Source organism: Rhizobium sp. Root1212, assembly GCF_001424985.1.
Classification (GTDB): domain Bacteria; phylum Pseudomonadota; class Alphaproteobacteria; order Rhizobiales; family Rhizobiaceae; genus Pararhizobium.
This window is the reverse complement of record NZ_LMDA01000022.1, coordinates 420,872-445,399: the sequence shown is the minus strand read 5'-3', so window position 1 is coordinate 445,399 and position 24,528 is coordinate 420,872. Positions and strand designations below refer to the sequence as shown.

The 24,528-nt window shown below is 62.9% G+C and carries 25 protein-coding genes; 13 read left to right on the top strand and 12 right to left on the bottom strand.

Going from position 1 to position 24,528, the window contains the following annotated elements; all coding sequences use genetic code 11:
* The 4 genes from ASC86_RS26405 to ASC86_RS18165 form a co-directional block, all read left to right on the top strand.
* Positions 1 to 287: hypothetical protein (locus ASC86_RS26405; protein ID WP_210170360.1), on the top strand; the 287-nt coding region annotated here is incomplete at its 5' end.
* Between the two features lie 207 nt (positions 288 to 494).
* Positions 495 to 2,960 carry an ATP-dependent helicase HrpB gene (gene hrpB, locus ASC86_RS18175; protein WP_056324239.1) on the top strand — a complete coding sequence of 822 codons (2,466 nt, stop codon included), beginning with the start codon at positions 495 to 497 and terminating at the stop codon, positions 2,958 to 2,960.
* A gap of 42 nt (positions 2,961 to 3,002) precedes the next feature.
* Complete coding sequence (locus ASC86_RS18170) at positions 3,003 to 4,304, top strand: ActS/PrrB/RegB family redox-sensitive histidine kinase (protein ID WP_056324237.1); 1,302 nt, start codon at positions 3,003 to 3,005, stop codon at positions 4,302 to 4,304.
* 67 nt (positions 4,305 to 4,371) lie between these two features.
* Positions 4,372 to 4,953 carry an ActR/PrrA/RegA family redox response regulator transcription factor gene (locus ASC86_RS18165; RefSeq protein WP_056324234.1) on the top strand — a complete coding sequence of 194 codons (582 nt, stop codon included), beginning with the start codon at positions 4,372 to 4,374 and terminating at the stop codon, positions 4,951 to 4,953.
* Positions 4,954 to 4,956: 3 nt separating this feature from the next.
* On the opposite strand, the gene ASC86_RS18160 is transcribed toward ASC86_RS18165, so the two are convergent.
* The gene (locus ASC86_RS18160) at positions 4,957 to 5,484 is read right to left on the bottom strand and encodes an MmcB family DNA repair protein (protein ID WP_056324232.1); all 528 of its coding nucleotides are present in this window, start codon (positions 5,482 to 5,484) and stop codon (positions 4,957 to 4,959) included.
* Between the two features lie 181 nt (positions 5,485 to 5,665).
* On the opposite strand from ASC86_RS18160, the gene ASC86_RS18155 reads away from it, so the two are divergent.
* Positions 5,666 to 6,331, top strand: coding sequence for a L,D-transpeptidase (locus tag ASC86_RS18155; RefSeq protein WP_056324229.1), 666 nt, complete (start codon positions 5,666 to 5,668; stop codon positions 6,329 to 6,331).
* An 84-nt stretch (positions 6,332 to 6,415) separates the two neighbouring features.
* Here the strand turns inward: ASC86_RS18155 and ASC86_RS18150 are convergent, their stop codons facing one another.
* Together ASC86_RS18150 and ASC86_RS18145 are read right to left on the bottom strand one after the other, a co-directional pair.
* Positions 6,416 to 8,584, bottom strand: coding sequence for a malate synthase G (locus tag ASC86_RS18150; protein ID WP_056324228.1), 2,169 nt, complete (start codon positions 8,582 to 8,584; stop codon positions 6,416 to 6,418).
* A 103-nt stretch (positions 8,585 to 8,687) separates the two neighbouring features.
* The gene (locus tag ASC86_RS18145) at positions 8,688 to 10,688 is read right to left on the bottom strand and encodes a hydantoinase/oxoprolinase family protein (RefSeq protein ID WP_056324358.1); all 2,001 of its coding nucleotides are present in this window, start codon (positions 10,686 to 10,688) and stop codon (positions 8,688 to 8,690) included.
* A gap of 160 nt (positions 10,689 to 10,848) precedes the next feature.
* Here ASC86_RS18145 and ASC86_RS18140 point away from each other — a divergent pair, with 160 nt between their 5' ends.
* Complete coding sequence (locus ASC86_RS18140) at positions 10,849 to 11,457, top strand: hypothetical protein (protein ID WP_056324226.1); 609 nt, start codon at positions 10,849 to 10,851, stop codon at positions 11,455 to 11,457.
* Here the strand turns inward: ASC86_RS18140 and ASC86_RS18135 are convergent.
* The 4 genes from ASC86_RS18135 to hslV all read right to left on the bottom strand — a co-directional run bounded on the left by ASC86_RS18135 (position 11,420) and on the right by hslV (position 15,889).
* Positions 11,420 to 12,814 carry a cytochrome P450 gene (locus ASC86_RS18135; protein WP_056324222.1) on the bottom strand — a complete coding sequence of 465 codons (1,395 nt, stop codon included), beginning with the start codon at positions 12,812 to 12,814 and terminating at the stop codon, positions 11,420 to 11,422. The two genes, ASC86_RS18140 and ASC86_RS18135, sit on opposite strands and share 38 nt — an antisense overlap.
* Before the next feature lie 35 nt (positions 12,815 to 12,849).
* On the bottom strand, positions 12,850 to 13,779 hold the full coding sequence (locus ASC86_RS18130; RefSeq protein ID WP_156387109.1) for a DUF1402 family protein: 930 nt from the start codon (positions 13,777 to 13,779) through the stop codon (positions 12,850 to 12,852).
* Positions 13,780 to 13,959: 180 nt separating this feature from the next.
* A complete protein-coding gene (gene hslU / locus ASC86_RS18125; RefSeq protein ID WP_056324217.1) occupies positions 13,960 to 15,267 on the bottom strand; it encodes an ATP-dependent protease ATPase subunit HslU in 1,308 nt (435 codons plus the stop codon).
* A gap of 64 nt (positions 15,268 to 15,331) precedes the next feature.
* On the bottom strand, positions 15,332 to 15,889 hold the full coding sequence (gene hslV, locus ASC86_RS18120) for an ATP-dependent protease subunit HslV (RefSeq protein WP_056324215.1): 558 nt from the start codon (positions 15,887 to 15,889) through the stop codon (positions 15,332 to 15,334).
* A 177-nt stretch (positions 15,890 to 16,066) separates the two neighbouring features.
* Between hslV and hisB the strand changes: the two genes are divergently transcribed.
* The 7 genes from hisB to coaA are packed head-to-tail and all read left to right on the top strand — an operon-like array spanning position 16,067 to position 20,653.
* Positions 16,067 to 16,675, top strand: a complete 609-nt coding sequence (hisB, locus tag ASC86_RS18115) for an imidazoleglycerol-phosphate dehydratase HisB (protein ID WP_056324213.1) — start codon at positions 16,067 to 16,069, stop codon at positions 16,673 to 16,675.
* A gap of 24 nt (positions 16,676 to 16,699) precedes the next feature.
* The gene (locus ASC86_RS18110) at positions 16,700 to 17,152 is read left to right on the top strand and encodes a DUF2628 domain-containing protein (RefSeq protein WP_056324210.1); all 453 of its coding nucleotides are present in this window, start codon (positions 16,700 to 16,702) and stop codon (positions 17,150 to 17,152) included.
* On the top strand, positions 17,152 to 17,802 hold the full coding sequence (gene hisH / locus ASC86_RS18105) for an imidazole glycerol phosphate synthase subunit HisH (RefSeq protein ID WP_056324207.1): 651 nt from the start codon (positions 17,152 to 17,154) through the stop codon (positions 17,800 to 17,802). Before ASC86_RS18110 ends, hisH begins: the two co-directional genes overlap by 1 nt.
* Position 17,803: 1 nt before the next feature.
* Positions 17,804 to 18,547, top strand: a complete 744-nt coding sequence (hisA, locus tag ASC86_RS18100) for a 1-(5-phosphoribosyl)-5-[(5-phosphoribosylamino)methylideneamino]imidazole-4-carboxamide isomerase (protein ID WP_056324205.1) — start codon at positions 17,804 to 17,806, stop codon at positions 18,545 to 18,547.
* Complete coding sequence (gene hisF, locus ASC86_RS18095; RefSeq protein ID WP_056324202.1) at positions 18,544 to 19,320, top strand: imidazole glycerol phosphate synthase subunit HisF; 777 nt, start codon at positions 18,544 to 18,546, stop codon at positions 19,318 to 19,320. Before hisA ends, hisF begins: the two co-directional genes overlap by 4 nt.
* 14 nt (positions 19,321 to 19,334) lie before the next feature.
* Entirely contained in the window at positions 19,335 to 19,661 is a 327-nt protein-coding gene (locus ASC86_RS18090) for a phosphoribosyl-ATP diphosphatase (RefSeq protein WP_056324201.1), read from the top strand.
* Positions 19,658 to 20,653: a type I pantothenate kinase gene (gene coaA, locus ASC86_RS18085; protein WP_056324197.1), complete on the top strand. Its 996-nt coding sequence runs from the start codon at positions 19,658 to 19,660 to the stop codon at positions 20,651 to 20,653. Before ASC86_RS18090 ends, coaA begins: the two co-directional genes overlap by 4 nt.
* A gap of 3 nt (positions 20,654 to 20,656) precedes the next feature.
* Here the strand turns inward: coaA and ASC86_RS18080 are convergent, their stop codons facing one another.
* The 5 genes from ASC86_RS18080 to ASC86_RS18060 form a co-directional block, all read right to left on the bottom strand.
* The gene (locus tag ASC86_RS18080) at positions 20,657 to 21,268 is read right to left on the bottom strand and encodes an alpha-ketoglutarate-dependent dioxygenase AlkB (RefSeq protein WP_056324195.1); all 612 of its coding nucleotides are present in this window, start codon (positions 21,266 to 21,268) and stop codon (positions 20,657 to 20,659) included.
* Positions 21,268 to 21,696 carry a hypothetical protein gene (locus tag ASC86_RS18075; RefSeq protein ID WP_082510282.1) on the bottom strand — a complete coding sequence of 143 codons (429 nt, stop codon included), beginning with the start codon at positions 21,694 to 21,696 and terminating at the stop codon, positions 21,268 to 21,270. Before ASC86_RS18075 ends, ASC86_RS18080 begins: the two co-directional genes overlap by 1 nt.
* An 8-nt stretch (positions 21,697 to 21,704) precedes the next feature.
* Positions 21,705 to 22,178, bottom strand: a complete 474-nt coding sequence (gene lysM / locus ASC86_RS18070) for a peptidoglycan-binding protein LysM (RefSeq protein WP_056324189.1) — start codon at positions 22,176 to 22,178, stop codon at positions 21,705 to 21,707.
* Between the two features lie 83 nt (positions 22,179 to 22,261).
* Complete coding sequence (gene arfB / locus ASC86_RS18065; protein ID WP_056324187.1) at positions 22,262 to 22,699, bottom strand: alternative ribosome rescue aminoacyl-tRNA hydrolase ArfB; 438 nt, start codon at positions 22,697 to 22,699, stop codon at positions 22,262 to 22,264.
* 125 nt (positions 22,700 to 22,824) lie between these two features.
* Complete coding sequence (locus ASC86_RS18060; protein ID WP_056324184.1) at positions 22,825 to 24,435, bottom strand: phosphoenolpyruvate carboxykinase; 1,611 nt, start codon at positions 24,433 to 24,435, stop codon at positions 22,825 to 22,827.
* Positions 24,436 to 24,528 lie beyond the last annotated feature (93 nt).

Genomic DNA, 24,528 nt, shown 5'->3' with positions numbered 1-24,528 from the left:
CATCCCCGCATTTCCTAAGAAACTTCAGAGCGAGTTCGTCGGTCGCCAGCAGCGCCGCCGCCCTCGTTGGTGAGCGGGTTATAGTCCCCCACCAACGAAATAGTCAACACACCAAATTCAAAAAAATACAAAAATTATACAAGTTACTGAAAATAAAGGGTAATTTTGATGATGCGGGGAGCTGTCTAGATAATCCATATAAACAGACGAAATCAGGAGGGGAGAAAGCGGGCAAATCAGGAGACAACATCGCGTGGCCGGAAAGACGCAACAGAGCGTACAGATGACGCCTCCTAAACAAGTGCTCCTTCCTCCCTCTATAGAGAGACGAACATTCCCTTATAGAGCGCCGCTTGCTATGCCCGGACATCCCGCGGAACAAACGATCATGCGCGCAAGAACAGAGACGACAATGCCCCATACGGCCCTCTCTCCCTATAGAGTGTATTTGAAAGACAGAGAAGACGGCCTGCGCCTCTTCCCGCGAGGCCGGCATGGTTGAGGTCGCCTCGCTGCCCGAGCTTCCCGTCAAAGCCGTCCTGCCGGAACTCGGACGCGCCTTGCAGACATCGTCTTCAGCCGTGCTGGCTGCACCGCCCGGCGCCGGCAAGACGACGCTTGTGCCGGTCTTCCTTCTTAGCGCGGCCTGGCGCGGCGACGGACGCATCATTCTTCTCGAACCAAGACGCCTTGCCGCCCGCGCCGCCGCGGGGCGGATGGCGAGCCTTCTCGGCGAGGAGATCGGCCAGATCGTCGGCTATCGCATGCGTCTCGACAATCGCGTTTCGGCAAAGACCCGCATCGAGGTGGTGACCGAGGGGGTTTTCGCACGGATGCTGCTGGATGATCCGGAGCTTTCGGGGATCGCCGCGGTGCTCTTCGATGAATTTCACGAACGCTCGCTGGACGCGGATGTGGGGCTGGCGCTGGCGCTCGACGTACAGCAGGGGCTGCGGCCGGATCTGCGGATCATCGTCATGTCGGCGACGCTCGATGTCGAGCGGGTCTCGACGCTGCTGGGCGGTGCGCCGGTGATCGAAAGCGAGGGGCGCGGCTTCCCCGTCGATATCCGCTATCAGGACCGGCCGGGAACGGAGCGGATCGAGGATGTCATGCAGCGCGTCATTCTCGATGCTTTGTGGAGCGATGAGGGATCGATCCTCGCCTTTCTTCCGGGGCAGGCGGAAATCCGCCGGACCGCCGAGCGGCTGGAGGGTCGGCTGCCGGCGGAGGTCACGGTCACGCCGCTCTACGGCAATCTGAGCCAGAAGGAGCAGGATGCGGCGATCCGGCCGGCAGCGGCTGGCACGCGCAAGATCGTGCTGGCGACGTCGATCGCCGAGACGTCGATCACCATCGATGGCGTTCGCATCGTCATCGACAGCGGCCTGCAGCGTTTGCCGGTCTTCGAGCCTTCGACCGGAATTACCCGGCTGGAAACCGTCCGGGTATCGCGCGCCTCGGCCGACCAGCGGGCAGGACGCGCCGGCCGCACGGAACCCGGCATGGCCATCCGTCTCTGGCATCAGGGTCAGACGGCGGCGCTGCCTGCCTTTACGCCGCCGCAGATCCTCTCCAGCGACCTTTCGGGTCTCGTGCTCGATCTTGCCCATTGGGGTGTCGGCGATCCCGCCTCGCTTGCCTTTCTCGACCAGCCGCCCGCGGCGGCCTGGCAGGAGGCGAAGGCCTTGCTGGTTTCGCTCGGTGCGCTCGACCGGGCCGGCATGCTCACGGCGGAGGGGCGTCGTATTCGCGATCTCGCCTTGCCGCCGCGGCTGGCGGCGATGGCGGTTCACGCCGCCGCGGGCGGTCATGCCGAAGAGGCCTGCCTGCTGGCCGTCGTGCTGACCGAACAAGGGCTCGGCGGAACCAGCATCGATCTCGAAGACCGTTTGCGCCGGTTTCGCAGCGAACGCGGGGAACGGGCGGAGGCTTCGCGGCGGCTGGCGCTCAGGATGGCCAAGGATATTGGTGGGAAGAAGGAACAATCGCCCATACAGCCCGGAACGTTGCTGATGCACGCCTTTCCCGATCGAATCGCCTTGCAGCGCGGCGGGCGGGGCCGCTTCGTCATGGCCAATGGGCGCGGCGCAGAACTGCCGGAGACGGAGCGGCTGGCCGGCGCATCGATGCTGGTCATTGCCGATCTCACGGGCCGGGCCGGCGCGCAACGCATCCTTGCCGCCGCCGAAATCAACCGGGCCGATATCGAAGCGGAAATGCCCGAACTGATCGTCAAGGAAGATCAGACGATCTTCGACCGGCAAAGCCGGCAGGTGCGCGCGCGCCGCGTGACACGGCTTGGCGCGATCGTGCTGGAGGAAACGCCGATCGCCCGACCGAAAGGACCGGCCAGTGCGCAGGCGCTGGCCGAGGGGGTGCGCCAGCTGGGGCTCGGCGTCCTGCCCTTTTCGAGGGAAGCTGCGCAACTTCGGGACCGTATCGGCTTTCTCAACCGCACCATCGGCGAACCCTGGCCGGATATGTCCGATGAAGGGCTGCTGGCAGCGCTCGATACATGGTTCATTCCCTTCCAGGAGGAGACGCGCGGGATCGACGATATTTCCGCCGGCTCGCTTTCCGAGGGATTGTCGTCGCTGGTTCCTCACGAGGTGGCCCGCGATCTCGGCAAGCTGGCGCCCACGCACTTCGAAGCGCCGACCGGTCAGCACCATCCGATCCACTACGATGGCGACGAACCGCTGCTGTCGATCCGCGTACAGGAGCTTTTCGGGCTGAAAACCCATCCGGCCATCGGCGGCGGCCGGCTGCCGCTGGTTCTGGAGCTGATTTCGCCCGGACATCGACCGATCCAGACGACACGAGACCTCCCCGGTTTCTGGACCGGCTCGTGGAAGGATGTGCGCGCCGACATGCGCGGACGCTATCCGAAACATCCCTGGCCGGAGGACCCGGCCAATGCCGCACCGACGACCCGCGCAAAGCCGCGCGGCACCTGAACCACCCAAGCAACCGTAGACGTTTCGATGTGAGGATTATGCATGGCGATCACGACTTCTCCCTATGAAGCGGCAACGATCCGCACGTTGCGGCTGCAGACGATCGTGCGCCTGCGCTGGCTCGCCGTCGGCGGCCAGTCGGTTGCGGTGGTGATCGTCGCCTTCTGGCTGCGGTTTCCCCTGCCGCTGGCTGCCTGCGCCGGGCTCATCGCCTTTCTTGCTTGGGTCAATGCCTATCTGACGGTGCGCTATCCGGCGGCGCATCGGCTGGAACCGTTTTCCGCCTTCGCGCTGCTCGGGCTCGATCTCGCGCAGCTGACGGTGCTGCTGTTCATCACTGGCGGACTTTCCAATCCGTTTGCGCCGCTGGTCTGCGTGCCGGTCATCATCTCGTCGGCCTCGCAGCCGCGCGGCCACAGCATCGCGCTTGCCTGCCTTGCCGTGCTCGGCATCACGGCGCTTGCCTTCACGCCGTTTCCGCTGCCGTGGTATCCGGGCGTCGTGCTGGTGGTGCCGCCGCTGCTGACGGCCGGCTTCTGGTTCGCGATCGTTTCCACCACGGCCTTTGCCGCCTTCTATACCTATCGCGTTTCGCTCGAAGCAAACCAGCTTTCCGATGCACTGGCGGCAACGGAGCTGGTGCTGCAGCGGGAAAAGCATCTGTCCCAGCTCGACGGTCTGGCCGCCGCCGCCGCCCATGAACTCGGCACCCCGCTTGCGACCATCACCGTCGTCGCCAAGGAGATGGAGCGCGAACTCGGCGACGATCCGCGTTTCGGCGAGGATGTGCACCTGTTGCGCAGCCAGAGCGAACGCTGCCGCGATATCCTGCGGCGGCTGACGACGCTGTCTTCGGAAGGCGAGGCCCATATGAACCGGCTGCCGCTGTCCTCCCTCATCGAAGAGGTGATGGCGCCGCATCGGGAGTTCGGCATCCGCCTCAATCTCGTGGAGATCGGCGACCGCGCTTCCGAGCCGGTCGGAAACCGCAATGCCGGCATCCTCTACGGCCTCGGCAATCTGCTGGAAAACGCCGTCGACTATGCCAAGAAGGAAGTGACCGTCACCGTCGCCCACACGCCGGACATTGTCCGCGTCACCATCGAGGACGATGGCGACGGTTATGCGCCGGATATCCTGAGCCGCATCGGCGAGCCCTATATGACCCAGCGGCAGAAGGATGATAGCGCCGGCGGCCTCGGGCTCGGACTGTTCATCGCCAAGACCCTGCTCGAACGCTCCGGCGCCAAACTCGCCTTCGAAAATCGCGGCCCGGAAACGCCGGGCGCACGGGTGCGCGTCGAATGGCCACGACGGCTGATGGATACGAAATCGTCAAATTGACTTTACCCCGCGCCTTGAAGCGGGAATAAAGCATGGGAAAAGCGATATCGCCGAGGAAGCCTCGATCATGACGGAAAAGACCAACGAACCGGCTGCAGACAACAGCGATGCCTCTTCCATCGGGCCGGATGCCTCCCTGCTGATCGTCGATGACGACGGGCCGTTCCTGCGCCGGCTTGCGCGGGCCATGGAGGCCCGCGGCTTTATCGTCGAGATCGCCGAATCGGTCGCCGAAGGCGTTGCACGCGCCAAGACCAAGCCGCCGAAACATGCCGTCATCGACCTCAGGCTCGGCGACGGCAGCGGCCTCGACGTCATCGAGGCAATCCGCGCGCGGCGAGACGACACCCGCATCATCATGCTGACCGGTTATGGCAATATCGCAACCGCGGTCAACGCGGTGAAGCTCGGGGCGATCGATTATCTCGCCAAGCCCGCCGATGCCGACGAAATCTTTGGCGCGCTGGTACAAAAGAGCGGCGAGCGGGCCGAACTGCCGGAAAACCCGATGTCGGCGGATCGCGTGCGCTGGGAACATATCCAGCGTGTCTATGAGATGTGCGAGCGCAATGTGTCGGAGACCGCACGCCGGCTCAATATGCATCGCCGCACCCTGCAGCGCATTCTGGCCAAGCGGGCGCCGAAATAACGGTCAGGGGAACTTATCGCGGGCGCCGGAGATGATGTCGCGCATCGCCGGATCGTCATTGCGGTCGGTCGACCATTCGGCCAGCATCAGGCGCTGGGCCGACACGCGCGCAAAGCTTGCCGTCAGGCTTTTGCGGGTCGCGGCGGAAAGCTTGTGTTCCGGCGCCTCGCGAATCAGGTCCGCGCCATAGCCGTCCGAGACGAACAATCCGCACTCTTCCGGAAAGATATCGAGCGGCACGCCGCTATGGGTGGCGAAAAACAGGCGGTCGGAATGCAGACGGTAATCCGGCCATTTGCGATCGACGCGAAAATCCTCGATCGAGGTCTTGATCTCGATGATCCAGATCTCGTTTCTGGGCGAAATGGTGATGAGATCGGCGCGGCGACCGCTGGCCAGCGTCAGTTCCGGCAACACGGCGTGGCGCATGTCATAGAGGAAACGCTGCACGCCGCGGCGCACCATCAACGCCCGCTGCGACTGGCGGCCGTCGATCAGTGGATTATCGTTGTGGATAGAGAGAATCGCCATGGTCTCTACTCTGGCATATCGGACGTTTTGTTGCAAAAAAGCCAGCCGTGGTGAATTTGAGGCCACCCGCAAGAATGCTGCAGTGCATTCACTTGCAATCGGGGTGTTAATCGAAAATAAACCATAATCACCGATGGTCGCAATGACCCGGATATTCTTCATATCTTTTCAAGAGACTCCCATGCGCTTCCGCAATGCCCTCATGCTGTGCAGCCTCGCGGCAACCGTTGCCCTTGCCGGTTGTTCGACGACCCCCGTCTCGACCACGCCCGGCGTTCATGTCGCCACCAACCAGATCTTCTCGGACAGCTACGGCACGGTCGAGGATCACGGCTATACCCTGCCGGCGATCCCGATCTCGAAGGTCGACCAGCGCTTCCATCGCCAGATCGTCGATTATGCGACCAGCGAGCGCCCCGGCACGATCGTCGTCAATACGCCGAGCCGCTTCCTCTATTACGTGCTGCCGGGCGGCAAGGCCGTTCGTTACGGCATCGGCGTCGGCAAGGCCGGCTTTGCATGGGAAGGCCGCGCCTACGTCGCCTGGAAGCAGGAATGGCCGACCTGGCACCCGCCAAAGGAAATGGCGGTCCGCAAGCCTGACGTTGCGCAATATGTCGAAAACGGCATGGGCCCCGGCCTGCGCAATCCGCTCGGCGCCCGCGCAATGTATCTTTTCAACGATAGCGACAAGGACACGCTGTTCCGCATTCACGGCTCGCCGGAATGGGCCTCGATCGGCACCGCAGCCTCTTCCGGCTGTATCCGCATGATCAACCAGGACATCATCGATCTCTACGCGCGCGTCCGTCCGGGCAAGAACACCCGCGTCATCGTCCAGCAGTAAGTCGCTTTCGCCTCGCGAAACAAAAAACCCCGGAGGAAACTCCGGGGTTTTTTGTTTGTCTGCTTTGCCGGTGAAGGCGGCCGATCAGGCCGCCTCGCTCGCCTTCAGCTCCAGCCGGCGGCGGTGCAGGACCGGCTCGGTGTAGCCGTTCGGCTGCTCACGGCCCTTGAGCACCAGTTCGACGGCTGCCTGGAAGGCGATCGAACCATCGAAATTGCCGGCCATCGGCCTGTAGGCCGGATCACCGGCATTCTGCCCGTCGACGACGGCGGCCATGCGCTTCATCGTCTCGATGATCTGCTCTTGCGTGACGACGCCGTGACGGAGCCAGTTGGCCATATGCTGTGCCGAAATCCGCAGGGTCGCGCGATCTTCCATCAGGCCGACATTGTTGATGTCCGGCACCTTCGAGCAGCCGACACCCTGGTCGATCCAGCGCACCACGTAACCGAGGATGCCCTGGGCATTGTTGTCGAGTTCGCGCTGGATTTCTTCCGGCGTCCAGTTCGGGCGCGATGCGACGGGGATCGAAAGGATATCCGACAGCTTTGCGCGGGCGCGCGAGCGCAGGCTCTCCTGAACCTTTGCGACATCGACCTTATGATAATGGGTCGAATGCAGGGTCGCTGCCGTCGGCGAGGGCACCCAGGCGGTGTTGGCGCCGGCTCTGGGATGGGCGATCTTCTGCTCCAGCATCGCCGCCATCAGGTCGGGCATGGCCCACATGCCCTTGCCGATCTGCGCATGGCCGGACAGGCCGCATTCGAGGCCGATATCGACGTTCCAGTTTTCATAGGCACCGATCCAGGCCGCCTGCTTCATGTCGCCCTTGCGGATCATCGGACCGGCTTCCATCGAGGTGTGGATCTCGTCGCCGGTGCGATCGAGGAAGCCGGTGTTGATGAAGACGACCCGCTCGCGGGCGGCGCGGATGCACTCCTTGAGGTTGACCGTCGTGCGACGCTCCTCGTCCATGATGCCCATCTTGATGGTGTTCGGCGTCATGCCGAGCGCTTCCTCGACGCGCGCGAAGATTTCGGACGCGAAGGCGACTTCTTCAGGGCCGTGCATCTTCGGCTTGACGACATACATCGAGCCTTCGCGCGAATTCATGCGGCGGCCGTCCTTGCCGATATCCCGCAGCGAGATGAGCGCGGTGACCATGGCATCCATGATGCCTTCCGGCACTTCGTTGCCGTCGCGATCGAGGATCGCCGGGTTGGTCATGAGGTGGCCGACATTGCGCACCAGCATCAAGACGCGGCCCTTCAATACGAGCGGCTTGCCATCGGCGCCGGTGAATTCGAGGTCCGGATTGAGCTTGCGGGTAAAGGTGCGGCCACCCTTGGTAACCTCTTCGGAGAGATCGCCCTTCATCAGGCCGAGCCAGTTGCTGTAGACGACGACCTTGTCTTCGGCATCGACGGCGGCAACCGAATCCTCGCAATCCATGATCGCGGTGATGGCCGATTCAAGGATGAGATCGGCGATGCGGGCCGGATCGCTCTTGCCGGTCGGGGTTTCGCCATTGATGACGATGTCGATATGCAGGTGGTGCTTGACGAGAAGGACATGCGACGGCGAAGCTTCATCGCCCTTGTAGCCGGCAAACTGCGTGGCATCGGCCAGGGTGGCCGAGCCGGTCTTTGTGCTGATCGACAGCGCGCCGTCCTTCACGGAAAGCCCGGTGACGTCACGCCAGCTGCCAGCAGCAAGCGGCGCGCTGTCGTCGAGGAAGGCGCGTCCCCAGGCGATGACCTTTTCGCCGCGAACCGGGTTGTAGCCCTTGCCCTTTTCCGCGCCGACGGTTTCCGGGATCGCATCCGTGCCGTAGAGCGCATCGTAGAGCGAGCCCCAGCGCGCATTGGCGGCGTTCAGCGCATAGCGCGCGTTCATGACGGGAACGACGAGCTGCGGGCCGGCGATGACGGCGATCTCAGGATCGACATGGGCGGTCGCAACAGCGAAATCCGGGCCTTCGGGAACGATATAGCCGATCTCCCTCAGGAAGGCCTGATAGGCTTCCATATCGGAGGGAACGCCGTTTTCGCGATACCAGGCGTCGATCTGCGCCTGCAGCGCATCGCGTTTGGCAAGCAATGCCCGGTTCTTCGGCGCGAGATCGTGAATGATGGCGGAAAGCGCGGCGAAGTAACGATCCTGATCGACGCCGGAACCGGGCAGCGCCTGATTCACGAGAAAATCATCGAGGCCCTTGTCGATCTGCAGACCGTTGCGTTCAATCCGGCTCATGGCCTTCTCCTAAATTCAAGAAAACATGGGCCGCAGTCTCACATTCTTTATAAACCTGTCAATTCAGTGAAAATGCGAAAAATTATTTCCTTTTTGGAACAGATTAGTGATGGGCGATGCGCGGACGGCCACTGGCGACCGCCACGAAGCGCGCTTCGATCAGTTTTCGCGTGCCTTCGATCTCCGGGGCGGAAATGTCTTCCAGGATCATGACGACCGGGCTTTCCGCCCCACTCTTCTGCGCTGCCTGAAGGGCCGCATCTTCCGCACGCCGGCGCGCCTCGGCAAAGGCCTTGGCCTCATCCAGCAGGCGCAGGCTTTCGCCGGCGCCGTTCACGACGAAAATGCCTTCCTCCGGCACCGTGACGAAGACCGTGACCGCCGCCCGGATCTGGCCGACAACCGCACCCACGGCATTGGCGACACCGGCATCCGCAGGGATCACCGAGGGAGCGCCGAGCATCTCGGCAATAGCCGGATAATAGACCGGCGCGGACGCACCAAGCCCCACCAGCGGCCGGTCGAGCGCCAGCGAGAAGCGAACGATGCCGGGCGCACGCTTCAGGGCACGGTCCACCGCAAGCGAAACAGCAGGATCGATCGCCGCGCCATCCTCGGCGAAGCAGCTCGACAGGATGACTTCGGACGACTGCCGCGTCAGCCTCGCCACGATCTTTTCCGCCATCTCTTCGGCGGAGGCCGCAATAGGACGGCCCTGGCCATCCTTGATGCGGGCGGCGAGCTCCGCGCCGAGCCGGGCGGCCTCGCCGTTCCACTGGCCCTGGCAGCCGAGAACGTGCATGGCATCGGAGGGCGTCAGGCCGCAGATATGGACGAGACCGCGCTCGACGAGCCGGTCGAGCGTAGCGCGCTGTGGCGTGCTGGTCAGCAGGTTTTCCAGCGCAACGGGCACGGAGCCAATACGTTCGTACAGCGCTTGCTGCTGGCTCGTCAGGCCGGCCGCCAGATGATCCGGCAAACCGGTGCGCACCGCCAGCTTGCCGTCATGCCGGCCGACATGGGCCGTGCGCAACTGCCGTTCGAGAACGCCGATGACAACCTCCTCATGCGCCACGGCCGCAAGGCTGAGCGGCAGAAAGCGGCGCGGGCCGAGAGACAGGGCTGCGACCATGCCACGATCGTCGATCCGAACCTCGGAATCGCCACCGAGCCCGAAGGTGCGCATCGCCACCGCCTCGACCATAGTGCGGAAACCGCCGACGACGGCGCCCTCCTCGTCCAGCCGCGGCCGCCCTTCGGCAAGGGTCGCGACATCGGTGGTCGTGCCGCCGATATCGGAAACGACGGCATCATCGAGGCCGGTCAGGTAACGGGCGCCGACGAGGCTTGCCGCCGGGCCGGAGAGGATGGTTTCGATCGGCCGCAGCCGGGCTTCGGCGGCCGAGATCAGCGCGCCATCGCCGCGCACCACCATCATCGGCGCTTCAATGCCGCGATCCCTCAGGAAATCCTCGCAGGAGCCGATCAACCGGTCGATCATCGAGACGAGACGGGCATTGAGCAGCGTCGTCAGCGCCCGGCGCGGGCCGCCGAGCTTGGAGGTCAGTTCATGGCTGCAGGTGACCGGCAGGTGCGAGACTTCGCGGATGCGGTCGCGCACCCGCTGCTCATGGGAGGGATTGCGCACGGCGAAATAGCCGGCGACGGCGAAGGAGGAAACCTCGCTTGCCAGCCGCGGCAGGGCCTCGTCGAGCGCGCGCATGTCAAGCATGGTTTCGCCGCCATGCACATTGTGGCCGCCGGGCAGGAAGATTACCGGATCGCTCCCCAGCGCGTCCTGCAAGCCATCCCGCTTCAGGTCTTCCGGGCCGAAGCCGATCATCACCAGACCCGCACGTCCGCCCTGCCCTTCGACCAGCGCATTGGTGGCAAGCGTGGTCGAGAGCGACACGAGGCTGATCGCGGAAACGTCCGTTCCCGAAGACGCAAGAACCGCCTCCACCGCGCCGGAAATGCCGACGGCGAGATCGTGCCGCGTGGTCAGCGATTTGGCGCGGGCGACGACGCCCCCGGTTTCGCTGAAGAGAACGGCGTCGGTATAGGTTCCGCCGGTGTCGATGCCGAGAAGAAGATGATCGCTCAAGATAATGCCCGTCAGCTCAGGGAAAGGCGGTGCGCGGCACCGCTTCAAACGAAGTTGCGAAGGTGATAGGACATATTGGCGGTCAAGGCTATCGCGCAGGCGACGCGATGGCGCGCAGGCGACGCGACCGATCTTGTTCAGCCGTCCGGGGGGATGCCGCATGCGTCGTTTCACATTGCCTGCCACTGTTCTCGCGCTCGGTGTGCTGCTGTTTTCCACGCCCGGTTTCGCGCAGGACAGCGACGAGGAGGAATACAAGCCGCAGCTGCCGGATGTCTCGATCTACAAGGCGATGCTCGACGTCAATAAGCCGACCGGCTGGGTGCAGTTTCGCAACTACGACGACAAGCAGCTCATCTATTTCACGACGCTGCAGACGATGCATTGCCGGCTATCCGAAATCCGTTACTCGGTGAATTCCGATCTGCTCGACAAGCGCATGCCGCTCGGTGAATGCAATCCGCAGATCCCCTTCAACCTTCCGGACGATCCGAGCAACAAATATCTCTATATCTCGCTGCCCGCCCATGAGGCGAAGACCATCGCCATTCAGGTCGTGTGGGACGACGGCGCCGGCAGCGAGATCGTCATCTACAAGCCCTGCGAAAATGTCGGCGACGCGACCTGCGCCCAGATCAAGACGATCAAGAAGCCGAGCAAGGTCTTGCCGCAGCCGCAACCGGCCGACAGTCCGGTGAAGGCAATGCAGGAACAGACGCCGGGCAAGAACTTCAGCGAGCCGTCACCCGCAGCGGCAGGCCGCCCCTAGGCTGGGTCGTCAGCCGCTGGATCGGCCAGGGGTTTGTGTCCGCGGTCATATCGAAGCGATAACGCTTCATCAGCACGGCCAGCGCGATCACCGCTTCCTGCAGCGCGAAGGTCGCGCCGATGCAGGTGCGCGGGCCGGCACCGAAGGGCAGATACTGGAACCGGTGCAGCTTTTCGCGGTTTCCCGGCAGGAAGCGCTCGGGCATGAACGCGCGCGGCCGATCCCAATAGAGCACGTGGCGATGCAGCGTCCATGGCATGACCAGAACGGAAATTCTCTTGGGAATGACGACGGTTTCGCCGGTTTTCGAAGTCCACTGGTCGTCTTCGATCGCCGCGCGATTGATCGAGGGCGCCGGCGGGTAAAGCCGCATCGCCTCCTCGAAGGCGGCGCGCACATGCGGCATCCGCTCCAGCCACTCGACCGGTTCGGCGCCGCTTGCCAGAACGCGGTCGATCTCTTCTTCCATCACTTCGCGCACATGCGGGGCATTGGCGATGCAATAGAAGGTCCAGCCCAGCGCCCGCGCCGTCGTCTCGTGGCCGGCGCCGATGAAAGTGAGGATATTGTCGGCGATTTCGTCTGTCGAAAGACCGTTCGGGCCTTCCAGTTCCAAGAGCAGCGTCAGGAAATCGCGCGGCACCGTGCCGGGATCGCTTTTCATCAAGGCGCGGCGCCGGTCCATCGTGTCGTAGACGATGCCATAGAAGCGCGCCATGACCCTGCGCCCGCCGATCCGCGTCAGCCGCGGCACCCATTTGGGCGCGAGCATGATGTCCATGGGATCGACCCGGCCCATCCGGTGCAGGAGCTGATCGACGCTATCGGCAAAACCCTCCGTCTCGGTGGCGATCTGGCCGGAAAACAGGGTTTCGGAGAGGATTTCGAAGGTCAGCTCCGTCATATCGTTGGCGATATTGACGACGCTGCCCTCCCGCGCCGCCTCTTCATAGCGGGCGGCATAGTCCTCGCTTTTTGCCAGCATCTGCGCGGCGAAACCGCGGGCGTGACGGGGCGTGAACACCGGCGCCATCGCCTTACGCGACCGTTTCCACACCTCGCCTTCAGCCGTCAGCAACCCGTCACGCAGGATCGGCCGCAGAATGAGCCGGCGCACCTGCGACATCTCGTAGTTTGCGGCATTCTCCACCAGAACGTAGCGGATGAGGTCGGGATCGTTGACGATAAGAGTGCGCTGGTTGAAGAACTTCGTCTCGATCCACGGCAGCGTATAGGAAGGCTCGCCCCAGAGTTCGAGCGGATTGCGCAGAACCGTGCGGATGACTTCCAGTCGCGTCAGCAATCGGGCCCGCATCGCCGGGGCCGGTGGTTCGAAGGGATCGGGTCGCTTGTCCATCTCACCTCCGCTTCGTCAGCATTCAACGAGAAACGTTAGAGCAGCGCGCGCAGTTCCGCGAGCTTGTCGTTGACCAGCCAGCCGTAATAGTTCTCTTCCGGCCATTCCGGGCCGCCATTCTTGCGTTTCGCCGCAAAGGCGGCGGCGCGCTGGTCCGGGTTGCCGACATTATAGAGCGTCGAGGTGATGCCCGGATTGTCGGAGATATCGACGCCGGCAATCGACTTGTAGGCGTCGATCGAATGGCGGATCGAGGCGGCCATATAGGCCAGCGACTGGTCTGGGTCCATGATCGCTTGATAGACGCCGGCCGCATCGTTCTCATCCAGCCTGTCATAGCCGGAAACGCGCGACACCATGTCGGTCAGCATCAGCGCCGTCAGCGGGTTGATCTGGCCGAGGCCGAAGGTCTGGCCGGCGAAGAAGGGCTGGAAGAACACGGCGCTGAAGCGGTTGTTCGGGAAGGAGACGCCGCCAACCGTCTTGCCGCGGAAATCCTGCTCCCAGACATTTTCCCGACAGCTCCACAGCGCATAGGAATTCTTCTTGCCCTGGCATGCGGCAAATTGCGGCCGCACGACGAATTGGGCAACCGTCTCGTCTTCATAACCGAAGCGGAAGCTGTCGCCGGCATAGGCCGCCGCCTTCACATAATAGGACTGCAGCCGGTCATAGGCATCGACATTATAGGTATGCTCGCCAACGATCGCGCCGATCATGTGGATCGGGTCGATGCCGTAGGCCGCCGCGGTCGACTTGATTTTGCTCATCAGCTTGCGATCGCTCGCCAGCAGCCGGTGCACCTTCTCGTATTTCGCATCGAAGGAGGTTTTGCCCGCCTTGGTGCGGCGCACGGAGGCGCCCGGCACGTTCGGCTGCTCGACGTTGCGGTTTCCTTCCGGCATTCGGCGAACATCGGCATGGGCTTCGACGCTTGCCAGCGCCAGGACCGAAGCGAGAAGCATTGCGAGAATGGAACGCACGATCGTCTTCCTCTGATCTTCCGGCCGCCCCGGCAGGCGCAGGACGCATGCGGCAAAATCATGTCGGAATCATGCCGCCGGTATTTTCCGATTAGTTTGATCTAGAAATAACGAAGGCGCCTGTCGGGTGACAAGCGCCTTCTTCAAAATTCGGACCCGACGTTATAGGATGTAACGCGACAGGTCGGTATTGGCCGCGAGATCGCCAACATGCTTGCGGACATACTCCGCATCGATCGTCAGCTTCTCGCCGGACTTGTCGGGGGCGACGAAGGAGATTTCGTCGAGCACGCGCTCCATTACCGTCTGCAGGCGGCGTGCGCCGATATTCTCGACGCTGGCATTGAGCTTGACCGCGACATCGGCCAGCGCATCGAGCGCATCGTCGGTGAAGCTCAGCCCGACGCCTTCGGTATCGAGCAGCGCGATGTACTGGCGGATCAGGCTCGCCTCGGTTTCCGTCAGGATGCGGCGGAAGTCTTCCTTGGTCAGCGCCTTCAGCTCGACGCGGATCGGCAGGCGGCCCTGCAATTCCGGCAGAAGGTCCGACGGCTTCGACACATGGAAGGCGCCCGAGGCGATGAACAGGATGTGATCCGTCTTCACCGGCCCGTATTTGGTGGCGACCGTCGTGCCTTCGACGAGCGGAAGCAAGTCGCGCTGCACGCCTTCGCGCGACACGCCGGCACCCATGCCGCCGTCGCGGGCGGCGATCTTGTCGATCTCGTCGAGGAAGACGATGCCGTCATTCTCGGCCGAGCGGATCGCCTCGCGCTGAATCTGCTCATTGTCGAGCAGCTTGTCGGATTCGTCATCGATCAGCACGGTGTAGCTGTCCTTGACGGTGGTGCGCACCTTCTTGGTGCGGCCGCCCATCGCCTTGCCGAACATTTCCGACAGGTTGAGCACGCCGATATTGGCGCCGGGCATGCCAGGGATTTCGAAGCCGCCGCCCGGCGAACCGGTGTCGGCGATTTCAATGTCAATTTCCTTGTCGTCCAGCTCGTTGGCGCGCAGCTTCTTGCGGAAGCTGTCGCGGGTGGCCGGCGATGCAGTGGCGCCGACCAGAGCATCGAGGACGCGCTCCTCGGCGTTCTGGTGCGCCTTGGCCTTCACCTCGGCGCGCTTCTTCTCGCGCACCAGGCCGATGCCGACCTCGACCAGATCGCGCACGATCTGCTCGACATCGCGGCCGACATAGCCGACTTCGGTGAATTTGGTCGCTTCCACCTTGATGAAGGGGGCGCCGGCCAGCTTGGCGAGGCGGCGGGAAATCTCGGTCTTGCCGACGCCGGTCGGGCCGATCATCAGGATGTTCTTGGGCATGACTTCATCGCGCAGCTCGTCGGAAAGCTGCTGGCGACGCCAGCGGTTGCGCAATGCGATCGCCACGGCGCGCTTGGCGTCATGCTGGCCGATGATGAACCGGTCGAGTTCCGAGACGATCTCGCGGGGGGAAAATGTGGTCATGGATATCAGGGTCCTTGGACGGCCGTTGCGGCCGATGAATGGGGTTTACCGGTTGCCCGCATGATCATGCGGCGTCCAGCGTCTCCACGACGATGTTGCCGTTGGTGTAGACGCAGATGTCGCCGGCGATTTCCATGGCGCGGCGGGCGATCTCTTCGGCCGTCTTATCGCTGTCCATCAGGGCGCGCGCAGCCGCATAGGCATAGTTGCCGCCCGAGCCGATGGCGATCGTGCCGTGTTCCGGCTCCAGAACGTCGCCGTTGCCGGTGATGGCGAGAGTGATCGTCTTGTCGGCAACCAGCATCATCGCTTCGAGATTGCGCAGGTATTTGTTGGTGCGCCAGTCCTTGGCCAGCTCCACGGCGGCGCGCATCAGCTGGTCGGGATATTGCTCCAGCTTGGCTTCGAGCCGTTCGAGCAGGGTGAAGGCATCAGCGGTGGCGCCGGCAAAACCGGCAATGACATCGCCCTTGCCGAGGCGGCGAACCTTGCGGGCATTGCCCTTCATGACGGTCTGGCCGAGGCTCACCTGGCCATCGCCGGCCATCACCACCTGGCCGCCCTTGCGCACCGTGATGATCGTCGTCGCGTGCATGGTTCCATAGGGATTGTGTTCACTCATAAGGGTACCTTTAGGCCCGGAAGACCGGGCGTTGTGCGGGGTTTGTCGGGTTCTATGTAAGAGCGGTTTTGCCGATTGCAAATAGGGTCGTTCGCGCGCCGAGAATCCCTGTCACACTTCTGGATATTTGGGGCTTAGCCTGATATGGAGCGGCTCTGTTTTCCTGGAGAACGCCTGATGGCAGACGAAAAGACCAGCCGCACCGCCAGCGTTTCGCGCAAGACGAACGAAACCTCGGTGAGCGTTTCCGTCAACCTCGACGGTACGGGCGTGTCCCGGATATCGACGGGGGTCGGCTTCTTCGACCATATGCTGGACCAGCTTGCCCGCCATTCGCTGATCGACATGGAGATCACGGCCGAAGGCGATCTGCATATCGACGATCATCACACCGTGGAAGACACCGGCATCGCCATCGGCCAGGCGATTTCCAAGGCGCTCGGCGACCGTCGCGGCATCACCCGCTATGCCTCGCTCGACCTTGCCATGGACGAAACGATGACCAAGGCTGCCGTCGATCTGTCGGGCCGTCCGTTCCTCGTCTGGAACGTCGATTTTTCCGCGCCGAAGATCGGCACCTTCGACACCGAGCTGGTGCGCGAGTTCTTCAACGCGCTTGCCCAGCACGCCGGCATCACGCTGCATGTGCAGAACATCTACGGCGCCAACAACCATCATATCTCCGAAACCTGCTTCAAGGCCGTTGCCCGCGTTCTGCGCGTCGCGACAGAGATTGATCCGCGCCAGGCAGGCCGCGTCCCCTCCACCAAGGGAACTCTGGTCTGACCGGCATAGCAGCGAAAGCCGCTCATGACGTCCTATCTGGTCTATAGCCCTCCCGGCGACAAGCCGCTCGACATCCGCTTCGTCGCGGATCGCTTTTCGTGGCTCGCCTTCGTCTTTCCGGCCTTCTGGCTGCTGTTCAAACGGCAATGGCTGGCGGGGATCGCCGCGATCGTCGTGCAGGCCGTCATTGCGGCCACGACCGACGAACCCCATCTGCTGGTCGCCGGGCTTCTTGCCGAACTGGCGCTGAGACTGCTTGTCGCGCTCGAAGGCCCGCGTTTCGTCGCCTCCCGTCTCGAAGTCGCCGGCTGGACATTGCATGCGGTCATCCCCGCCCCGGATCTCGACACCGCCGAAGCGATGTACGATAGCCGGCCGGCCGGCACCGACACACCGACACCATCCTTGAAGAGCACCGAAAACGGCAAGGCGGGCACGCCGGCCTTCGGTCTCTTCGAAACCTATGGAGAACGCTGATGCGCGTCGCCATCATCGACTACGGCTCGGGCAATCTGCGCTCGGCCACCAAAGCCTTCGAACGGGCCGTGCGCGAAGCCGGACTCGATGCCGAAATCGAGCTGACCGACAAGGCGGATAGCGTCGCGACCGCCGACCGCATCGTGCTGCCGGGTGTCGGCGCCTATGCCGATTGCCGCGCCGGACTCGATGCCGTCGACGGTATGCAGCAGGCGATCGAAGAGGTGGTCGATCGGCACGGCCGGCCGTTCCTCGGCATCTGCGTCGGCATGCAGCTGATGTCGTCGCGCGGCCTTGAGAAGAAGACGACGAACGGTTTTGGCTGGATCAAGGGCGATGTGATCGAAATGACGCCCGACGATCCGAGCCTCAAGATCCCGCAGATCGGCTGGAACACCCTGACGCTTGCCCGTCCGCACCCGCTGTTCGAGGGTATCCCGACCGGACTGGGCGGCCTGCACGCCTATTTCGTGCACTCCTACCATCTCGCCGCCGAACATGCCGACGATCTGGTGGCGACCACCGATTACGGCGGTCCGGTCACGGCCTTCGTCGCCAACGGCAACCGGGCCGGCTCGCAGTTTCACCCGGAAAAGAGCCAGACGCTCGGCCTCGCCTTGATCTCCAATTTCCTGCGCTGGAAGCCCTGACATGATCCTCTTTCCCGCCATCGACCTCAAAGACGGCCAGTGCGTGCGCCTCAAGCTCGGCGACATGGAGCAGGCGACCGTCTACAATCCCGACCCCGGCGCTCAGGCCAAGGCCTTCGAAGACCACGGGTTTGAGTGGCTTCACGTCGTCGACCTGAACGGCGCCTTTGCCGGCGAGACCGTCAATGGTGCCGCCGTCGATGCCATCCTCAAGGCGACGAAAAACCCGGTGCAGCTCGGCGGCGGCATCCGCACGCTCGATCATATCGAAAACTGGCTGTCGCGCGGCCTTGCCCGTGTCATTCTCGGCACCGTCGCCGTGCGTGACCCGGCGCTGGTGATCGAAGCCTGCAAAAAATTCCCCGGCAAGGTCGCCGTCGGCATCGACGCCAAGGGCGGCAAAGTGGCGGTCGAGGGCTGGGCGGAAGCCTCCGAACTCGGCGTGATCGAGCTTGCCCGCAAGTTCGAAGGCGCCGGCGTCTCGGCGATCATCTATACCGACATCGATCGCGACGGCATTCTGACCGGCATCAACTGGGCCTCGACGCTGGAACTGGCGGATGCCGTTTCCATCCCCGTCATCGCCTCGGGCGGGCTTGCCTCGCTCGATGACATCCGCCGCATGCTGGAACCGGATGCCGCCAAGCTCGAAGGCGCGATCTCCGGCCGCGCCCTCTATGACGGCCGCATCGACCCCGCCGAGGCCCTGAACCTCATCCGGGCAGCGAAAGGAAAAGTTGTATGACCCTCAAAGCACGCGTCATCCCCTGCCTGGACGTCAAGGACGGCCGCGTCGTCAAGGGCGTCAGCTTCGTCGATCTCATCGATGCCGGCGATCCTGTCGAATCGGCCAAGGCCTATGATGCGGCTGGTGCCGACGAGCTTTGCTTCCTCGACATCACCGCTTCCTCCGACAACCGCGACACGATCTTCGACGTCGTGGCGCGCACCGCAGACCATTGTTTCATGCCGCTCACCGTCGGCGGCGGCGTGCGCTCGATCGCCGATATCCGCAAGCTGCTGCTGGCCGGCGCCGACAAGGTCTCGATCAACTCTGCCGCCGTGAAGAACCCGGATTTCGTCGCTGAAGCCGCCGACAAGTTCGGCAACCAGTGCATCGTCGTCTCGATCGATTCCAAGAAAGTCTCGAAGCCCGGCGAGGAAGACCGCTGGGAAATTTTCACCCATGGCGGCCGCCAGGCGACCGGCATCGATGCCGTGGAGTTTGCCGAGAAGATGGTGGCGCGGGGCGCAGGCGAGTTGCTGCTCACCTCCATGGACCGCGACGGCCAGAAGAGCGGCTACGACATCGCGCTGACCCGCACCATCGCCGACCGTGTTTCCGTTCCCGTCATCGCCTCCGGTGGCGTCGGCAATCTGGATCACATGGTGGAAGGCATTCGCGACGGGCATGCGACCGCCGTGCTCGCCGCCTCGATTTTCCACTTCGGCACCTATAGCGTCGGCGAGGCCAAGCGCTATATGGCCGAGCATGGCATTCCCATGCGGCTCGACTGAGAAGGAAAGACATGATGAGCCAGCAGTTTGATCTTTCCGACCTCGAGCGGATCGTCGCGGAGCGGGCGAAAGCCTCCCCGGACCAGTCCTGGACGGCGAAGCTCGTGGCGCATGGCCAGCACAAGGCGGCAAAGAAACTCGGCGAAGAGGCGGTCGAAACTGTGATTGCCGCCATTTCCGACGACAAGGACAACCTCGTCGCCGAAAGCGCCGATCTTCTCTATCACCTGATGGTCGTATTGAATATCGCAGGCATTCCGTTGCAGAATGTCATGGACGAACTCGGACGGCGAACGGCGCAGTCCGGCCTTCAGGAAAAGGCGAGCCGGCAGACATCATGACCATCGCGGCAAAAGACCTGGCGCCTTCCGATATTCCCGATCATTTCGATAACAAGGACTATTCGCCCTACCGCTTCTACACGGCGGAAGAATGGTCGAAGTTTCGCGCCGATACGCCGCTGACCCTGACCGCCGACGAAGTCCACCGCCTGCGCTCGCTGAACGACCCGGTCGATCTCGATGAGGTCCGCCGCATTTACCTCTCCTTATCGCGGCTTTTGTCGGCCCATGTGGAATCGTCGCAGATGCTGTTCGAGCAGCGCAAGCGCTTCCTCAGCATGTCGGACGAATCCAAGACCCCCTTCGTCATCGGCGTTGCCGGTTCGGTCGCCGTCGGTAAATCGACCACCGCCCGCATCCTGGCGGAACTGCTGTCGCGCTGGCCGTCGAGCCCCAAGGTCGATCTGGTGACCACGGACGGTTTCCTCTATCCGAACGCCGTGCTCCAGCGCGAAAACATGATGGAGCGAAAGGGTTTTCCCGACAGCTACGATATCGGCGCACTGCTCCGCTTCCTGTCGGCGATCAAGGCCGGCCAGCCGAACGTCAAGGCGCCCAGCTATTCGCACCTGACCTACGACGTGCTGCCGGACACGTTCCAGGTCATCGACCGGCCAGACATCCTGATCTTCGAGGGCATCAACGTCCTGCAATCGCGCAACCTGCCGGCCGATGGCCGCATCGTGCCGATGGTGTCGGATTTCTTCGATTTCTCGATTTATATCGATGCCGAGGAAGAGTTGATTCACAGCTGGTATGTGAACCGCTTCATGCGCCTGCGCCAGACCGCCTTCCGCAACCCGGAATCCTTCTTCAAGCGTTATGCCGAAATCAGCGAGGAAGCGGCCCTGGCGATTGCCGAGGGGCTCTGGCACAACATCAACCTCAAGAACCTGCGCCAGAACATCCTGCCGACCCGGCCTCGCGCCGATCTCATTCTCCAGAAAGGCCCCAATCACCTCACCGAGAAGGTGGCGCTGCGCAAGTTGTGATCGTCAGGGCGTGACGCGGCGTAGGGTCAGGTTGATGCGGCCGCCATTCTTCAGAAGCGTCGATGTGGCGGGATAAATGCGATCGACGCCATGGTAGGCAAGCCTCCCCTCCCCGCCGAGAACGACGACATCGCCGCTTGAGAGCTTGAAGGACAGGGTCGGATCGCTGCGCCCGGTGCCGCCAACGCGGAAAAGGCAGCTGTCTCCCAGCGATACCGAAACCACCGGCGCACCAAAATCCTGCTCGTCCTTATCCTGGTGCAGACCCATCTTGGCGCTGTCGTCATAGAAATTGACGAGGCAGGCTTCCGGCAGTTTTTCGCACTGCGCCACATCCCGCCATAGGTCGAGCAGGCGCGCGGGAATCGCCGGCCATGGCTTTCCCGTTTCGGGATGATGCGGCTGATAGCGATAGCCGCGCTCCTTGTCCGTGACCCAGCCGAGGTCACCGCAATTGGTCATCCGCACGGACATCGGCTTCCCGGTCTTCGGCATGCGCGGCACGAACAACGGGGCTTCCGCTACCACCAGACGGATCGCTTCGACCAGCGCCTGTTGTTCGCCGCGATCGAAATACTCGGGAAGATGGCGAATGCCGTCGGGAAGCCTGCGCATCATTCCATGCCGACGACCGCCGGCGGCACGCCGTAGCGATCCGGCCAGATGGCATAGGCAACGTCCGTCGGGCCGACGACATGGTCCACGAGGTTCCACCGGCCGGACTGGAAAGTCAGAAGCGCAAACACGGTCAACCCGTCCATCATGTCCGATTCGCCCCGAAAACCGGTGCGCTCCGGATCGATCGCCCCACCACCCGGACGCTGCGGTTCGACCTGGACGAACGCCCAGCCGGGCGAAACCCTGATGGTGGTGACGACGAACTCGACGGAGCCGCGCATCTCCGCCTCGACAGCCGGACGCAGGGCATCGAGGATGGCGGCGCGCTCCGGCGAGCCTTTCGGCGGTTCGCGCAACGCCTGCGCCTGAAGCGGCCCTGCTGCCAGCGTCAAAAAAGCGAGCACGAGGCAAAGAATGCGCGACATCCTTATCGTCATGCTTCGTCGAGGCTCGGAATGCGAAGTACCTGACCTGGATAGATCTTGTCGGGATGGCTGAGCATGGGGCGATTGGCTTCGAAGATCAGGTTGTTCTTGGCGCCCTTGCCTTTTCCATACTGCGCCTCGGCGATCTTCCAGAGATTGTCGCCTTTCTTGACGGTGTAGAAAACCGGGGCTTTTGCCGGCGCGGGTGCGGCGCCTGCCGCTTCGACCTTTAGGTCGGACGCCTCGACCTGGGAAACGCCGAGCGTATTGCCGACAGCAACAATAGCCTTTTCGAAAATGGCCTGATCCCTGACGACACCCGAAAGCACGACCTTGTCGTCAACGACGCAGACATCCACCTTGTCCGTGCCGAGATCATGGGTATCGAGTTCTTTCTTGACCGCTTCGGCCTGCGGCGCCTCGTCGTCGCCGCCGATCCCGAGTTTCTTGCCCGCATTCTTGATGAAGCTGAAAAGACCCATGGCATTTCTCTCCCTGATAGAAACCGACTCCAGCAAAGAAAGCGCTGTGCGGGATAAAAGCAAGTGTCCGCACGGAGAAATCGTCAGCCCTCGCCTCCCGGCCGTCCTCGCATCTTCTTGATTTCGCCCCTGCCCGCCTTTGCCTTCAACCGCCGCTCGACCGAACCCTTGGTGGGTTTCGTCTTGCGGCGCAGCGGGGGCGGAGGTTCGGCCGCCTTCAGGATCAGCTCCTTCAGCCGTTCGCGCGCATCCTCACGGTTGCGCTCCTGGCTGCGAAACCGGCTTGCCTCGATCAACAACACGCCATCCTTGGAAACCTTGCGGCCGGCGATGCGGATCGCATTGTCGCGCACGCGTTCCGGCAGGGCTGGCGATGCGGCGATACCGTAGAACAACTGGACGGCGGTCGAGACCTTGTTGACGTTCTGCCCGCCCGGACCGCCGGCCAACACGAATTGCTCCGTCAATTCCCAGCCGGCAATGACGATGCGATCGTTGATGTAAAGCGGTTCGCTGGCCATGATCTTTGTCTCCGGCCCCGTCTATCTCACGGTTTCGGCGATTTGCATATCCTGCGCCTAAAATGGCAAAACCCGGCTCATGAGCCGGGTTTCACGTGAATCATAGCCAACAATCGATCGGAAACTTATTCCGCCGCGACGGCAACACCCGGAGCGGCATCGCGCACGCTGCCATCGACGTGGTTTTCGAACTTGGCAAAGTTGGTGATGAACATGTCTACCAGCTTGCGGGCTTGGGCGTCATAGGCAGCGCCATCGGCCCAGGTCGAACGCGGATCGAGGATCGCCGTATCGACACCTTCGACGGCGACCGGAACGGCAAATCCGAAGTTCGCATCCGTGCGGAATTCCGCGTTCGCCAACGAACCATCAAGGGCAGCACCGAGAAGGGCGCGGGTCGCCTTGATCGGCATGCGATGGCCGGTGCCGTAGGCGCCGCCGGTCCAGCCGGTGTTGACCAGCCAGCAGGTGACCTCGTGGCGGGCGATCAGGTCGCGCAGCAGGTTGCCGTATTCCGACGGGTGGCGCGGCATGAAGGGGGCGCCGAAGCAGGTCGAGAAAGTGGCTTCCGGCTCGGTCACGCCCTTTTCCGTGCCGGCGACCTTGGCGGTGTAGCCGGAGAGGAAGTGGTACATGGCCTGCTCGGGGGTGAGCCGGGCGATCGGCGGCATGACGCCGAAGGCATCGGCCGTCAGCATGATGATCGTGCGCGGATGACCGGTCGTGCCGGTCTTGCTGGCATTCGGAATGAAATCCAGCGGATAGGCGCAGCGGGTGTTTTCCGTGAGCGAGCCGTCGTTGAAGTCAGGCTTGCGGTTTTCGTCCAGGATGACGTTTTCAAGCACGGTGCCGAAACGGCGCGTCGTCGCAAAGATTTCCGGCTCGGCTTCGGCCGAAAGACGGATGGTCTTGGCGTAGCAGCCGCCTTCGAAATTGAAGATGCCGTCCTCGCCCCAACCATGCTCGTCGTCGCCGATCAGCGTGCGCTTCGGATCGGCCGACAGCGTCGTCTTGCCGGTGCCCGAAAGGCCGAAAAACACGGCCGCATCGCCATCCGGGCCGACATTGGCCGAGCAGTGCATCGGCATGACGCCCTTGGCCGGCAGCAGGTAGTTGAGCGCCGTGAACACCGATTTCTTCATCTCGCCGGCGTAGGAGGTGCCGCCGATCAGGATCAGGCCGTTGGTGAAATCGCAGGCGATGACGGTTTCGGTGCGGCAGCCGTGACGGGCCGGGTTACCCTTGAAGTCCGGCAGGTCGATGATCGTCAGGCGCGGCACGAAGCTGTCGAGCGCTGTCTTTTCCGGGCGGATCAGCAGGTTGCGGATGAACAGCGAATGCCAGGCGAATTCGGTGATGACGCGGGTCGGAAGCGCATTGTCCTGATCGGCGCCGCCGATGAGGTCCTGCACGTAGAGCGACTTGCCGCGGGCATGCTCGAGCATGTCGGCGCGCAGCACGGCAAAATGCTCCGGCGACATCGGGGCATTGTTGTCCCACCAGATGACGTCGGTGGTGTTTTCGTCGCGCACGACGAACTTGTCCTTCGGCGAGCGGCCGGTGTGCTGGCCGGTCAGGGCGCGCAGGGCACCGTCGGCCGTCAGCTGAGCTTCGCTGCGGCGCAGCACTTCCTCATAAAGCTCCGCAGTGCCGTAGTTAAACCGGACGACGTCCAGATCCTTGAAACCGATTGCGTCGAGCCCGATCGCGGGATTACGGATGCCGAGTGCGTCCATGGTCCAGTTTTCCTCTGTGTTGGTCCTGGAAGGGTGATTGAGAGGACAATAACCGTATGAAGCTAAAATGACAAGATTGCTGTCTTAAAATAT

Excerpts from the sequence above, each read along its gene's own strand:
- hrpB (WP_056324239.1), top strand. The coding sequence starts at position 495 with ATGGTTGAGGTCGCCTCGCTGCCCGAGCTTCCCGTCAAAGCCGTCCTG.
- ASC86_RS18170 (WP_056324237.1), top strand. The coding sequence starts at position 3,003 with ATGGCGATCACGACTTCTCCCTATGAAGCGGCAACGATCCGCACGTTG.
- ASC86_RS18165 (WP_056324234.1), top strand. The coding sequence starts at position 4,372 with ATGACGGAAAAGACCAACGAACCGGCTGCAGACAACAGCGATGCCTCT.
- ASC86_RS18160 (WP_056324232.1), bottom strand. The coding sequence starts at position 5,484 with ATGGCGATTCTCTCTATCCACAACGATAATCCACTGATCGACGGCCGC.
- ASC86_RS18155 (WP_056324229.1), top strand. The coding sequence starts at position 5,666 with ATGCGCTTCCGCAATGCCCTCATGCTGTGCAGCCTCGCGGCAACCGTT.
- ASC86_RS18150 (WP_056324228.1), bottom strand. The coding sequence starts at position 8,584 with ATGAGCCGGATTGAACGCAACGGTCTGCAGATCGACAAGGGCCTCGAT.
- ASC86_RS18140 (WP_056324226.1), top strand. The coding sequence starts at position 10,849 with ATGCGTCGTTTCACATTGCCTGCCACTGTTCTCGCGCTCGGTGTGCTG.
- ASC86_RS18135 (WP_056324222.1), bottom strand. The coding sequence starts at position 12,814 with ATGGACAAGCGACCCGATCCCTTCGAACCACCGGCCCCGGCGATGCGG.
- ASC86_RS18130 (WP_156387109.1), bottom strand. The coding sequence starts at position 13,779 with ATGCTTCTCGCTTCGGTCCTGGCGCTGGCAAGCGTCGAAGCCCATGCC.
- hslU (WP_056324217.1), bottom strand. The coding sequence starts at position 15,267 with ATGACCACATTTTCCCCCCGCGAGATCGTCTCGGAACTCGACCGGTTC.
- hslV (WP_056324215.1), bottom strand. The coding sequence starts at position 15,889 with ATGAGTGAACACAATCCCTATGGAACCATGCACGCGACGACGATCATC.
- hisB (WP_056324213.1), top strand. The coding sequence starts at position 16,067 with ATGGCAGACGAAAAGACCAGCCGCACCGCCAGCGTTTCGCGCAAGACG.
- ASC86_RS18110 (WP_056324210.1), top strand. The coding sequence starts at position 16,700 with ATGACGTCCTATCTGGTCTATAGCCCTCCCGGCGACAAGCCGCTCGAC.
- hisH (WP_056324207.1), top strand. The coding sequence starts at position 17,152 with ATGCGCGTCGCCATCATCGACTACGGCTCGGGCAATCTGCGCTCGGCC.
- hisA (WP_056324205.1), top strand. The coding sequence starts at position 17,804 with ATGATCCTCTTTCCCGCCATCGACCTCAAAGACGGCCAGTGCGTGCGC.
- hisF (WP_056324202.1), top strand. The coding sequence starts at position 18,544 with ATGACCCTCAAAGCACGCGTCATCCCCTGCCTGGACGTCAAGGACGGC.
- ASC86_RS18090 (WP_056324201.1), top strand. The coding sequence starts at position 19,335 with ATGAGCCAGCAGTTTGATCTTTCCGACCTCGAGCGGATCGTCGCGGAG.
- coaA (WP_056324197.1), top strand. The coding sequence starts at position 19,658 with ATGACCATCGCGGCAAAAGACCTGGCGCCTTCCGATATTCCCGATCAT.
- ASC86_RS18080 (WP_056324195.1), bottom strand. The coding sequence starts at position 21,268 with ATGCGCAGGCTTCCCGACGGCATTCGCCATCTTCCCGAGTATTTCGAT.
- ASC86_RS18075 (WP_082510282.1), bottom strand. The coding sequence starts at position 21,696 with ATGTCGCGCATTCTTTGCCTCGTGCTCGCTTTTTTGACGCTGGCAGCA.
- lysM (WP_056324189.1), bottom strand. The coding sequence starts at position 22,178 with ATGGGTCTTTTCAGCTTCATCAAGAATGCGGGCAAGAAACTCGGGATC.
- arfB (WP_056324187.1), bottom strand. The coding sequence starts at position 22,699 with ATGGCCAGCGAACCGCTTTACATCAACGATCGCATCGTCATTGCCGGC.
- ASC86_RS18060 (WP_056324184.1), bottom strand. The coding sequence starts at position 24,435 with ATGGACGCACTCGGCATCCGTAATCCCGCGATCGGGCTCGACGCAATC.